The sequence below is a fragment of the Pseudomonas sp. GW823-FHT06B06 genome (assembly GCF_058795195.1).
Map to the genome: position 1 here is coordinate 266,350 of NZ_JBXAHO010000003.1, position 13,101 is coordinate 279,450.

A 13,101-nucleotide genomic window follows, 5' to 3' on the forward strand; every position below is an offset into this window, starting at 1 on the left:
CAACTGGCTACGAGGTGAGGGGGCATTCTACTCGCTGTGCAGATTTGCATAAATCAACTCTGCGAGCTTTTTACTGATCCCGGGGGCTTTGGCGATTTCTTCGATGCTGGCACGAGACAGCTCCTGCAATCCACCAAAATGTTTGAGCAAATCGCGCCGGCGTGTCGGCCCGACCCCTGCAACGCCTTCAAGCGTCGAGGTGCGCCGGGTTTTGCCGCGTCGCGCACGGTGCCCGGTAATCGCAAAACGGTGGGCTTCGTCGCGAATCTGCTGGATCAGGTGCAGCGCGGGGGAATCACCGCGCAAGGTGAATTCGTGGGCGGCGTCGTTGAGGTACAGGGTTTCGAAACCGGCCTTGCGCGTCGCACCCTTGGCGACGCCGAGCAGGATCAGGTCGGGGACCGCCAGCTCGTCGAGCACGTCACGGGCCATCGATAGCTGGCCCTTGCCGCCATCGACCAGCAGGATGTCCGGCAACTTGCCCTCCCCGTCCTTGAGCTTGCTGAAGCGCCGGGTCAGCGCCTGGTGCATGGCGGCATAGTCATCGCCCGCCGTGACACCTTCGATGTTGTAGCGCCGGTAATCGGACTTGATCGGGCCTTCGGGGCCGAACACCACGCACGAGGCCACGGTCGCCTCCCCGCTGGAGTGACTGATGTCATAGCACTCGAGGCGCTGGGGTGGCTCGTCCAGCTTGAGCACTTCGGCCAGGGCCTCGAACCGCGCGGCAACGTGTTGTCGGTTGGCCAGGCGCGCGCCCAGGGCCTGCTCGGCATTGGTCACCGCCAATTGCTGCCAGCGCGCACGCGTACCGCGCACTCGGTGGCTGATGGTCAGTTCGCGACCGCGCAGCTCGTCAATGGCTGCAATCAGTGTCGGAAAATCTTCGTGGACCACATTGACGATCAGCTCGCTCGGCAAGTCGCGTTCAGGGCTGCTGACGTAGTACTGGCCAAGAAACGCCGCCATGACTTCAGACACGTCTTCTTCAATGCCCACCTGCGGGAAGAAGTTCTTGCTGCCCAGTACTCGCCCGCCGCGCACGCTGATCAGGTGAACACAGGCGCCGCCCGGGTTGACGAACGCGGCGATGACATCGACGTCGCCCGTACCGCCTTCCATGCTTTGTTGATCCTGGACCCGGCGCAGCAGCGAAATCTGGTCGCGCAGTTCGGCGGCACGTTCGAACTCGAGGTTGATCGCCGCCTCTTCCATGGCCGCGGACAACTCGTCGCTCAACGCATTGCTGCGACCTTCGAGGAACATCACCGAATGTCGCACGTCTTCGGCATATACCTGTGGGTCGACCAGGCCGACACAAGGCGCCTTGCAGCGCTTGATCTGGTATTGCAGGCAAGGCCGCGTGCGGTTCTTGTAATAGCTGTCTTCGCACTGGCGAACGAAAAAGGTCTTTTGCAACAGGCTCAGGCTTTCGCGAATCGCACCGGCGCTCGGATAGGGGCCAAAATATTTGCCCTTGGCCTTCTTCGCCCCGCGGTGGATGCTCAAGCGCGGAAACTGGCCATCGGAGAGAAAGACATAAGGGTAGGATTTGTCGTCGCGCAGCAGGATGTTGTACGGCGGACGCCACTCCTTGATCAGCGTCTGCTCGAGCAGCAAGGCCTCGGTTTCATTGGCCGTAATAGTCGTTTCGACCTGGGCGATACGCGCAACCAGCGCAGCGGTCTTGGGCGCCAGGCCGGTTTTGCGAAAGTAGCTCGACAAGCGATTCTTGAGGTTCTTGGCCTTGCCGACATAGAGCAGGCGCGCATCGCTGTCGAACATGCGATAGACACCGGGGCGCCCGCTGACCGTTGACAGGAACGCGCTTGGATCGAAGGTTTCAGTCATTTTCAGAGGCTGGCATCAACCATGCCGTGTCGCACCGCCAACAGCGTCAACTCGACATCGCTGCTGATCGAAAGCTTTTCGAAAATGCGGTATCGGTAGGTGTTCACGGTTTTCGGGGACAGGCACAACTTGTCGGAAATGATCTGGACTTTCTGGCAGCCGACGATCATCAAGGCGATCTGGATTTCCCGCTCCGACAGGGCATCAAAGGGCGAGTCGTTGGTCGGCTGGAAAGACTTGATCGCCAGTTGCTGGGCAATTTGCGGGCTGATGTAGCGCTGCCCGGCAAACACCAGGCGGATGGCCTGGACCATTTCCGGCAGCCCGGCGCCCTTGGTCAGGTAGCCCGCCGCCCCGGCTTGCAACAGCCGCGTGGGAAACGGGTCTTCCTCGCACACGGTCACCGCAACGACCTTGATGTCGGGATGGCTGCGCAACAATTTGCGAGTGGCTTCAAGACCGCCGATGCCCGGCATCTTGACGTCCATCAAGACCACATCGGGTTTCAACTCACGCGCCTTGAGCAGGGACTCTTCCCCGGACTCTGCCTGGCCGACTACTTGCAGGCCATCGATGTCAGCCAGCATTCGCGTAATGCCTGTGCGAACGAGATCATGGTCATCGACTACTAGCACCCTAATCAAGCAGACACCTCGCGATATGATCTTATTTGGAATGCCCGCCACCTTAGCAAAAAGCAACTGGCAGACCTAGCGCCAAGCGCTATATAAAAAGTTTCCATTCGTCTTGCAGGGCTTGTCGGCAGCGTGTTTCAGCATGTCGCAAAGCAGACTTCACGCTCCATGCGCAGGAAACACTCGTCTTTGCCCACCACCTTAAAGCCCTTGCGTTCGTATAAGGCCCGCGCCGGATTATTTTCAAAAACGGTCAGGCGCAAGCACTGGCGCCCCTCCCGGCACGCCAGTGCCACTACTTGATCGATTACCCAGGAACCGACCCCCTGCCCTCGAAACGCCTGGCCAACATGCAGTTCGCGGATGTAAAGCGCCCTGGCATCCCGACTGAGACTGACGAACCCCAATTGACGTTCGCCGTGCACCATTACCCGATTGTCACGCCCGGCCCAGGCGACATCGAACGCTTCGTCCAGCCACACCAGATCGTGCTGGATGTAATAGCGCAGCATGTTGACGCACGTCAGGTCCCGGGCGAAATCGAGGTCGCAGTCCATTGCCCGGCGCCAGTCGAGATCCGGCAAGCCGCGGCGAACATCAGGTAATGGCGTCATGCTCGATCCTGGGAGGGTGGGTTGTTTTCAAAAACAGGGAGTGTGTGCCACAAGCGCACGGGCACTCAAGCGATAGAAATCGCCTTTGATGATCGATAGCATTTTCTGATTGAAACCTCGCACCGCCCTCTAGTAAGCTCGGTGCACTCATCGGAGATCGACCATGTTCAATGCCCACCCACCGCTTCGTACCGCCAGCGCCCCGCGCTCGGTTGCGTCTGCCCGGGTGAACGACGCGTGCGCTCCGGCAAGCTTTTATTTTGGGTATTGGTTTAGCCACTGGCGCGCCTGATACCCACACGGCGCCCACTTCAAACGGGTCGCCACCAGAGAATTTTCAACCCCCGGTCGGCCTCCCGACCGGGGGTTTTGTTTTTTGGGCCCGCCACTTATTTAGCGACAAACCGCCATCAAGAGGATTCACGAAATGAACTACGCCACTTATTACCGTCACGACAGTTTTAGCGCCTGGCGATTTACCACCCTCCGCTCGGGACAGCCTGCCGCCTCCGATCGGTCACCCACAGGTGGCAAGCACACACACGCAGCCAATCCGGCCAATTGTCGAACACCCCAGTAGGGCCGAGCGCGCGGGAACAACCCGCCGCCGCCCAGGAAGCCTGAACATGAACTCGTCCGTCTCTGCTCTGCCACTGTCGACCCTCAACCCTGCCAACGAAGCGCTGACCCTGCGCCTGCCAAGCTCGTTGCAACTCAAACAGCAATTGCCACTGAGCAACACCCTCGCCCTCCAAGTCGCCGCTCACCGCCAGGCGGTTCGCGCGATCCTCGACGGGAAAGACTCGCGCCTGTTGGTCATCGTGGGCCCCTGCTCGATCCACGACCCGAAATCAGCGCTCGAATATGCCGAGAACCTGGCCCGCCTGGCCGCCGACGTCAGCGACCAAATGCTCCTGGTGATGCGCGCCTACGTCGAAAAACCTCGCACCACGGTCGGCTGGAAAGGCCTGGCCTACGACCCGCACCTCGATGGCAGCGATGACATGGCCGGCGGTCTGACCCTGTCCCGCGAACTGATGCGTGAAATGCTCATGCTCGGCTTGCCGGTGGCCACTGAACTGTTGCAACCGATGGCCGCCGGCTACTTCGATGACCTGCTGAGCTGGGTGGCCATTGGCGCTCGCACCACCGAATCGCAGATCCATCGGGAGATGGCCAGCGGCCTGGGCATGCCGGTAGGCTTCAAGAACGGCACCGACGGCGGTGTCGGCGTGGCCTGTGACGCCATGCGCTCGGCCGCCCATCCACATCGCCATTTCGGTGTCGACAGCCAGGGTCATCCCGCGATCATCCAGACTCCGGGCAATGCAGACACCCACCTGGTGCTGCGCGGCGGTCATCACGGCCCGAACTACGATCGCGCCAGCATCGCCCGCGTGCACGCCGACTTGACCCGCCTGAAGATCCCGGCCCGGGTCATGGTCGACTGCAGCCACGCCAACAGCAGTAAAGACCCACTGCGCCAACCTGCCGTGTTCAACGATGTACTGGAACAACGCCTGCAGGGTGATCGCTCGCTGATCGGCATGATGATCGAAAGTCATTTGTTCGAGGGCTGCCAACCGCTGGGGCCGTCGCTGAAGTACGGTGTTTCGGTCACCGACGGCTGCCTGGGCTGGAGCGCGACAGAACAGCTGTTGCGCCAGGCGGCGCAGCGGCTGCGGGCACAGGGATAACGCCTGTAGGAGCGAGCATGCTCGCGATGGACTTCCGGGCGACGCGCTCATCCAGACAGTGCGCGTTATCGTTGACGTCCATCGCCAGCAGGCTGGCTCCTACAGGGGATCCAGGTGCGCCCGAAAAAGTCAGGTCGGCTATAAGGCCGCCTCGCTTTGCTTTTGATCGCGGGCGCCCCGTTAACCACGATGGCCGAACGCAGGCATTGCGCAGTGGGGAAACCGGCAGGACGCCGGTTTAGCCGCGCTGGGCCAGGGACGGCCCATCGCGGCGACCCACGGAGCAATGCCGGAGAGAGGGCATGCCGAGCCTAAGCGAGGCACCGAGTGGTGGGACAAAGCCTTTTGCTTCCTTTTTGGCGTTTGAAAAAGGGAGTCGCTGTAAAAGCGAAACCATAAGTGGCCGTTACCGCAGCAATGGATATGTACCCCGACAACCAATTTCACACAGGGCGTCTTGTGACGCCCCGCATCACCGTCGCGCACGGCTCAATTAACGCGTTGTCAGCGGAACGCGGAGCGTCCCTGGCGGCATTCCCACGCAGAGCGAGGGAACGATCAGCGACAGGGGATTCAGGTTCACCCGTAACAGTCGGGTCGGCTTTAAGGCCGCCTCGCTTTGCTGTTGATCGCGAGCGCCCCATTAACCACGATGGCCATGCCGGAGAGAGGGTATGCCGAGCCCAAGCGAGGCACCGAGTGGTGGGGCACAGCCTTTTGCTTCCTTTTTGCTGGGCCGGCACTCCGGCGTTTGAAAAAGGGAGTCGCTGTAAAAGCGAAACCATAGGAGGCCGTTACCGCAGCAATGGATATGCACTCCGACAACCAATTTCCCACAGGGCTTCCTGTGACGCCGCGCATCATCGTTGCGCACGGCTCAATTAACGCGTCGTCGGTGGAACGCAGAGCGTCCCTGGCGGCATTCCCACGCAGAGCGTGGGAACGATCAAACGATCAATGTGCTGCCGCCTTCGCGAGCAGGGGATCCAGGTACACCCGTAAAAATCAGGTCGGCTTTAAGGCCGCCTCGCTTTGCTGTTGCTCGCAGGCACCCCGTTAACTCCTTTAGGAGCGAGCACGCTCCGGGCGGCGTTCCGACGATGGAGGTCAACGATGACGCGGGGAGCCTGACACCCCGCGGTGCTCTCGGGTTTTTCGCGAGCATGCTCGCTCCTACAGTCGAGGTATCAATGCGCCACAGGGCAGTCCAGGAAGCCACCTCCACCTCCGCGCATTCGTACCGTGCCTATGCCGTTTTCCCCAGGCCACCGCGGCTATTTCATGCATCGCGCCGGCATTGGAGTCTTTAAAGTGAGGTCGGAAATCACTTTCTCGAACCCTGGAAAAAGGAATGAACATGCAACGGAATGCAAAGACTCATTATCCAATCCTGTTGGTGCACGGGCTTTTCGGCTTTGAGCGAATTGCCAGCGTGGACCTCTTCCACGATGTCAAGCAGGCCCTGCGGAACGCCGGGGCAAGTGTGTTCGTCCCGTTTGTGTCCGCCACCCACAGCAACGAAGTTCGCGGCGAACAGCTTCTGGCGCAGATCCATCGGGTACTGGAGGGCACCGGCGCCCACAAGGTCAATCTGATCGGTCACAGCCAAGGCGCGTTGGCCGCCCGCTATGCCGCCGCGACAGCGCCAGGCCAGGTGGCCTCGGTAACGTCCGTCAGTGGACCGAACCATGGGTCCGAACTGGCCGATTTGCTGCGCAAGGCATTGACGCCAGGCCACTTGCCGGAAACGGTAGCCGAAATCGTTGTCACCTTGTTCGCCGACCTCATGTCGTTGCTCAGCGGCAAGCGCCGGCTGCCGCAAAATGCCATCGCCGCGCTGGATGCCTTGACCACGCAGGGCGTGGGCGCATTCAACCGGAAGTACCCGCAAGGCTTGCCGCCGTCTTGGGGCGGCAAGGGCCGCGAACAGGTCAATGGTGTCCGCTACTATTCCTGGAGTGGCGTCGTGCAGGGAAAGCGGCGGGATGCCGAACTGGAAACACTGGACCCGTCCCACGGCCTGCTGCGGGCGCTGTCACGTTATTTCACCACCGAGCCCTTGCAGAACGATGGCATGGTCGGGCGCTACAGCTCGCACCTGGGCACCATCATCCGCTCCGACTATCCGCTGGACCATCTGGGCACCCTTCACCAGGCCGGTGGTCATAATGAAAGGCGCATCGACCCGATCGATCTTTACGTACAGCACGCCGAGCGCCTGGAAAAAGCCGGACTTTAAACCAAACCTGCCATCCAGAGCGCTGGCAACGGAACTTTGAGGAGAAATACCCCACTGAATCCGGTAGGCTCAGCATTTTACCGTACATTGAATGGAGAGTTTTCCCATGGCCAAAGCCACTGCCCGTCACATCCTTGTTGCCAGCGAAGCCAAGTGCAACGAACTGAAGGCCCAAATCGAGGCGGGCGCAGACTTCGCTGAAGTCGCCAAAGCCAATTCCACGTGCCCTTCCAGCCGCCAGGGCGGCGACCTGGGCTCGTTCGGTCCAGGCCAGATGGTCAAGGAATTCGACACCGTGGTCTTCAGCGCGCCGATCAACGTGGTGCAAGGCCCGGTCAAGACCCAGTTCGGCTATCACCTGCTGGAAGTGACCAGCCGCCAGGACTGATAACACCCTGGATTGGCTGTGCAACGGCCCGCCTTCTGGTGGGCCGTCGTGTTTCAGATACGTAATACGGCTGGCGAGGGACGCGCCGCTAGCGTACAAATTGTGGTTAACGACCACCCGGCTCTAAGGCTGACAATGCGACTGGCTTTCCCGACTTTATTGTTCACTGCCGTGGCCCTGCTCCTGGGCGCCGCCGGTGTGAATGCCGCACCGCAACATGCGTTGACCGTATATGGCGAACCCGCCAAGTACCCTGCCGGCTTCAGTCATTTTGCCTACACCAACCCGCAAGCCCCCAAGGGCGGGACGATGCGCCGTTCCGCGATCGAGATCGGGCATTTCGATCACGTCCTGCCTTATATAGACAAGGGCATCGGCGTGACGCAGATCGATGGCCTGCTCTACTCCCCCCTGGCGCAGCGCTCGCTGGACGAGCCTTACACGGTGTACGGTCTGGTGGCGCAGCAGATGGAGCGCTCCGACGATGGCCTGTCCCTGCGCTTCTACCTCAACCCCAAGGCGCAGTTTGCCGATGGCACGCCGATCACCGCCCAGGACGTGCGCTACACCTTCGATCTGCTGATGACCCAGGGCAGCCTGCGCTATCGCACGCAGTTCGCCGACGTCAAGGGCGTGGAAGTCGAGTCGCCATTGACCGTGCGCTTCGATTTCAAGAACAACGAAAACCGCACCCTGCCGCTGGACATCGCCACCTTGCCGGTGTTTCCCGAGCACTGGTGGAAGAACCGTGACTTTGCCAATGGCGGCGGTTACGAGCCGCCATTGGGCAGCGGACCGTACAAGGTCGGCAAGGTCGATTCGGGGCGCAGCATCACCTTCGAGCGCAACCCCGACTGGTGGGGCAAGGATTTGCCGGTCAGCCGTGGGCTGTACAATTTCGATCGCTTCAGCATCGAGTACTTCGGCGATACCGATGTCGCGCGCCAGGTATTGCGCGGCGGCGCCTACGACTACAACCGCGAGTTTTCCGCCACCGGCTACTCCATCGGCTACGACAGCCCGGCCCTGAGCGACGGTCGCCTGCAAAAGGCCCACCTGGCCACCGAAGCGCCGCAATCGGCCCAGGGTTTCGTGTTCAATCTGCAAAAGCCGATGTTCCAGGACCGCCGGGTGCGCCAGGCACTGGCGATGCTCTGGGACTTCGAATGGAGCAACCGGCAGATGATGCGCAACCTGTACATCCGCCAGAAGAGCTACTTTTCCAATACCGAACTGGCGGCCCGGCAGCTGCCTGATGCCGGTGAGCTGGCGATTCTGGAACCCTTGCGCGGACAGATCCCCGATGAAGTCTTCAGCCAAGTGTTCGAACCACCGAAAACCGATGGCAGCGGCGTGATTCGCGACAAGCAATTGCAAGCCCTGGGCCTGCTCGAACAGGCCGGGTGGAAACCCCAGGGTGATCAACTGGTGAACGCCGACGGCGAGCCACTGAGTTTCACCTTCCTGGTCAGCCAGAACGGCATGGACCGTTTGCTCCTGCCCTACAAGCGCACCCTGAAACAGATCGGCATCGACATGAACATCCGCCGCATCGATTCGTCCCAGTACGTCAACCGCCTGATGAGCCGTGACTACGACATGATTGTCACCGGCTATCCGGTCACCACCTCTCCCGGCGGCGAACTGCTCAACTACTTCGGCTCGGCGTCGGCCCTTGATCCCGGCGCCAACAACTACATGGCCTTGCAGAACCCGGCGGTGGATACGCTGATCAACGGCCTGCTACGCGCCAGCACCAAGGCCGACATGTTGCACTATGCCCATGCGCTCGACCGGGTGCTGCAATGGAACTATTACTGGATTCCCAATTATTACCCGCCGGGCAGCTCCACCGTGTGGTGGAATCGCTTCGGTATACCGAACGTGCAGGCGAGCAATGACGAAGCCATCGAGAGCTGGTGGGAAATGAGCACCACACCGCTGACCAACCAGCAGATGACCGCCGAGCGCATCCGTCGTGGCAGACCCGGAGGACCGCATTGATGTGGGCTTATATCGTGCGACGCCTGCTGCTGATCATCCCGACACTGGTGATCATTCTCCTGGTCAACTTCGTCATCGTCCAGGCCGCGCCAGGTGGCCCTGTGGAACAGGCCATTGCGCATTTGCAGGGCATCGGCGGAGCCAGTGTCGGTGGTGGTTCGAGCGAAACCATGGGCCATTCCCGGGCCAGCCGCGGTCTCGACCCGCAGCTGATCAAGGACATCGAAAAACAATACGGTTTCGACAAACCGGCACCGCAACGCCTGTGGCTGATGCTCACCAGTTACGCGCGCCTGGATTTCGGCAAGAGCTTCTTTCGCGGTGCCACCGTCACTGACCTGATCCTGGAAAAAATGCCGGTCACCATCTCCCTCGGGCTCTGGGCGACGTTGATCACCTACCTGGTGTCGATTCCCCTGGGGATTCGCAAGGCCGTGCACCACGGCAGTCATTTCGATGTCTGGAGCAGTACCGCGATCATCATCGGCTATGCCATGCCGGCCTTCCTGTTCGCCATGTTCCTGATCGTGGTGTTCGCCGGTGGCACCTCGTTGAACTGGTTCCCGGTACGCGGGTTGGTCTCGGACAATTTCGAATCGCTGTCGACCCTGGGCAAGGTCGTCGATTACTTCTGGCACCTGGTACTGCCGGTGACCGCATTGGTGATCGGCGGTTTCGCGACCCTCACCATCCTGACGAAGAACTCGTTCCTCAACGAAATCACCCGCCAGTACGTGGTCACCGCCCGCGCCAAAGGCTTGAGCGAACGCCGAGTGCTGTACGGTCACGTGTTCCGCAACGCCATGCTGCTGGTGGTATCGGGAATTCCCCAGGCCTTCATCAGCGTGTTTTTTGCCGGCTCCCTGTTGATCGAAGTGATCTTCTCCCTCGACGGCCTGGGGCGCATGAGCTACGAGGCGGCCGTGTCACGGGACTACCCGGTAGTGTTCGGTTCACTGTTCATCTTCACGCTGTTCGGCCTGCTGATAAAACTCGTCGGTGACCTGTGCTACACCCTGGTCGATCCACGGATCGACTTCGCTGCGAGGAACGCCTGATGCTGCAGCTTTCACCATTAGGCCGACGCCGCTTCGAGCGCTTCAAGAAAAACCGCCGCGGCTGGTGGTCGCTGTGGTTGTTCGTCGGGCTGTTCCTGCTGACCCTGGGTGGCGAGCTGATCGCCAATGACAAACCGCTGGTCGTCAGCTACCAGGGTTCGTTGTATTTCCCGGTGTTCAAGCGCTATACCGAGCAGCAATTCGGCGGACAGCTGCCGTTCCAGGCCGATTACCGCAGCGAATATGTGCAGGACCTGATCAAGAAGGACGGTGGCTGGTTGCTGTTCCCGCCGATCCCCTTCAGCGACGACACACCCAACTACGACCTGAACAAACCGGCCCCGAGCCCGCCTTCAGGAGTCAATTGGCTGGGCACTGACGATCAGGCGCGGGACGTGTTGGCGCGGGTGATTTTCGGCGCGCGGGTATCGATCCTGTTCGCCTTGATGCTGACCTTCGTCAGCGCGCTGATCGGCATCGCCGCAGGTGCCCTGCAAGGCTATTACGGTGGCTGGGTCGACTTGCTCGGCCAGCGGCTGCTGGAGGTCTGGTCAGGGCTGCCGGTGCTGTACCTGCTGATCATCCTCTCGGGGTTCGTCGAGCCAAATTTCTGGTGGTTGCTGGGAATCATGGCGCTGTTTTCCTGGCTGGCCCTGGTGGACGTGGTGCGTGCCGAATTCCTGCGCGGGCGCAACCTGGAATACGTCAAGGCCGCCCGAGCCCTGGGCTTGAGTGACCGCAAGGTGATCGTGCGACACATTCTGCCCAACGCCATGAACGCGACCTTGAGCTACCTGCCGTTCATCCTGACCGGGGCCATCTCGACCCTCACCGCGCTGGATTTCCTCGGTTTCGGCATGCCGGCCGGCAGCGCCTCCCTGGGCGAGCTCATCGGTCAGGGCAAACAGAACCTGCAGGCACCGTGGCTGGGGCTGACGGCGTTTTTCACCCTGGCGTTGATTCTTTCTCTACTGGTGTTCATCGGCGAAGCCTTGCGCGACGCCTTTGACCCTCGTTCGTGAAGCGGACTGTTGACATGACCAACCTGATCGAAATCCGTGACCTCAGCGTCGCCTTCAACGGCCAGACGGTGGTGCGCGACCTGTGCCTGGACATCCGCCCCGGCGAATGCCTGGCACTGGTGGGAGAGTCGGGTTCGGGCAAGTCGGTGACGGCGCACTCGATCCTGCAGTTGCTGCCCGAATGCGGCACCGAGACCACCGGCAGCATCCGCTATCGCGGCCAGGAACTGGTGGGCGCCGATACGCGCAAATTGCGCGAACTGCGGGGCAATCGCATCGCGATGATCTTCCAGGAGCCGATGACCTCCCTGAACCCGTTGCACAGCATCGAGAAGCAGATCGGCGAAACCTTGCTGGTGCACAAGGGCCTGGCCGGCAAGGCGGCGCAAGCACGGATACTCGAGTTGCTGCATCTGGTGGGCATCCAGAAACCCCAGGAGCGGCTCAAGTCTTACCCCCATCAGCTATCCGGTGGCCAGCGCCAGCGGGTGATGATTGCCATGGCCCTGGCCTGCGAACCGGAATTGCTGATCGCCGATGAGCCGACCACGGCGCTGGACGTGACAGTGCAGCGCAAGATCCTGTTGCTACTCAAGTCGCTGCAACAGCGACTGGGCATGTCGCTGTTGCTGATCAGCCACGATCTCAATCTGGTGCGCAGCATTGCCCAGCGCGTCTGCGTGATGAAAGCCGGGGAAATTGTCGAGCAAGCCAACTGCGAGACGATGTTCACCGCACCGAAACACCCTTACAGCTGCCTGTTGCTCAACGCCGAGCCCGAAGGCGAAGCCCTGCCCCGGGACGAACGCGAAAAAGTCCTGGAAGTGCACGACCTGCGGGTGCAATTTGCCGTTGGTGGCGGACTGTTCCAACGCAAGACTTACCTCAAGGCCGTGGACGGCATCAGCCTGAGCATCCAGCGCGGCAAGACCCTGGGCATCGTCGGCGAGTCGGGCTCCGGCAAGTCCACCCTCGGCCAGGCGATCCTGCGCCTGCTGGACTCCGAAGGCGCTATTCACTTCCAGGGCCAGGCGCTCGATGGCCTGACGCAGAAGCAGTTGCGGCCATGGCGCAAGGAAATGCAGGTGGTATTCCAGGATCCGTTTGGCAGTCTCAGCCCGCGCATGTCCGTGGCACAGATCATCAGCGAAGGCCTGGAAGTGCATAGCCAGTTGAGCACCGAACAATGCAACGCCGAGGTGATCCGGGCGCTGCAGGAAGTCGGGCTGGACCCACAAAGCCGGCATCGCTACCCCCACGAGTTCTCCGGCGGTCAGCGCCAGCGCATCGCCATCGCCCGGGCGCTGGTGCTCAAACCCGCGCTGATCCTGTTGGACGAGCCCACCTCGGCGCTGGATCGCACCGTGCAAAAGCAGGTGGTCGCCCTGCTGCGTCAACTTCAGGAAAAGCACGGGCTGACCTACCTGTTCATCAGCCATGACCTGGCGGTGGTGCGCGCCCTGGCCCACGACATGATCGTGATCAAGGACGGCAAGGTGGTCGAAAGCGGCGCCAGCCACGACGTGTTCGATTCACCGCAGCACCCCTACACCAAAGAGCTGTTGGCGGCGGCGCATGTGGGGCAGGCATAAT

General features: G+C 61.1%; 10 protein-coding genes. 7 read left to right on the forward strand and 3 right to left on the reverse strand.

Translation table 11 applies throughout. From position 1 onward, the window contains the following. Nucleotides 1-27 precede the first annotated feature (27 nt). From uvrC to AC1Q8Q_RS04245, 3 genes are all read right to left on the reverse strand, one after another. Entirely contained in the window at nucleotides 28-1,851 is a 1,824-nt protein-coding gene (gene uvrC, locus AC1Q8Q_RS04235) for an excinuclease ABC subunit UvrC (RefSeq protein ID WP_020798849.1), read from the reverse strand. Between the two features lie 2 nt (nucleotides 1,852-1,853). After that, nucleotides 1,854-2,495: a response regulator transcription factor GacA gene (gene gacA, locus AC1Q8Q_RS04240; RefSeq protein WP_008015884.1), complete on the reverse strand. Its 642-nt coding sequence runs from the start codon at nucleotides 2,493-2,495 to the stop codon at nucleotides 1,854-1,856. Between the two features lie 128 nt (nucleotides 2,496-2,623). Then, the gene (locus AC1Q8Q_RS04245; RefSeq protein WP_020798848.1) at nucleotides 2,624-3,100 is read right to left on the reverse strand and encodes a GNAT family N-acetyltransferase; all 477 of its coding nucleotides are present in this window, start codon (nucleotides 3,098-3,100) and stop codon (nucleotides 2,624-2,626) included. 626 nt (nucleotides 3,101-3,726) lie between these two features. Here AC1Q8Q_RS04245 and AC1Q8Q_RS04250 point away from each other — a divergent pair. The 7 genes from AC1Q8Q_RS04250 to AC1Q8Q_RS04280 all read left to right on the forward strand — a co-directional run bounded on the left by AC1Q8Q_RS04250 (nucleotide 3,727) and on the right by AC1Q8Q_RS04280 (nucleotide 13,100). Continuing rightward, a complete protein-coding gene (locus tag AC1Q8Q_RS04250; protein ID WP_020798847.1) occupies nucleotides 3,727-4,797 on the forward strand; it encodes a 3-deoxy-7-phosphoheptulonate synthase in 1,071 nt (356 codons plus the stop codon). A 1,357-nt stretch (nucleotides 4,798-6,154) separates the two neighbouring features. Continuing rightward, nucleotides 6,155-7,036 carry an esterase/lipase family protein gene (locus AC1Q8Q_RS04255; RefSeq protein WP_033044464.1) on the forward strand — a complete coding sequence of 294 codons (882 nt, stop codon included), beginning with the start codon at nucleotides 6,155-6,157 and terminating at the stop codon, nucleotides 7,034-7,036. Between the two features lie 106 nt (nucleotides 7,037-7,142). After that, complete coding sequence (locus tag AC1Q8Q_RS04260) at nucleotides 7,143-7,424, forward strand: peptidylprolyl isomerase (RefSeq protein ID WP_007984657.1); 282 nt, start codon at nucleotides 7,143-7,145, stop codon at nucleotides 7,422-7,424. 135 nt (nucleotides 7,425-7,559) lie between these two features. Continuing rightward, nucleotides 7,560-9,428, forward strand: a complete 1,869-nt coding sequence (locus AC1Q8Q_RS04265) for an extracellular solute-binding protein (protein ID WP_020795418.1) — start codon at nucleotides 7,560-7,562, stop codon at nucleotides 9,426-9,428. Continuing rightward, a complete protein-coding gene (locus AC1Q8Q_RS04270) occupies nucleotides 9,428-10,486 on the forward strand; it encodes a microcin C ABC transporter permease YejB (protein ID WP_020795419.1) in 1,059 nt (352 codons plus the stop codon). The genes AC1Q8Q_RS04265 and AC1Q8Q_RS04270 overlap by 1 nt, the downstream gene beginning before the upstream one ends. Continuing rightward, nucleotides 10,486-11,508 (forward strand): ABC transporter permease, encoded by a 1,023-nt coding sequence (locus AC1Q8Q_RS04275; RefSeq protein ID WP_020795420.1) that lies wholly within the window; start codon nucleotides 10,486-10,488, stop codon nucleotides 11,506-11,508. The genes AC1Q8Q_RS04270 and AC1Q8Q_RS04275 overlap by 1 nt, the downstream gene beginning before the upstream one ends. A gap of 14 nt (nucleotides 11,509-11,522) precedes the next feature. Next, a complete protein-coding gene (locus AC1Q8Q_RS04280) occupies nucleotides 11,523-13,100 on the forward strand; it encodes an ABC transporter ATP-binding protein (RefSeq protein WP_492599165.1) in 1,578 nt (525 codons plus the stop codon). Nucleotide 13,101: the final 1 nt, after the last annotated feature.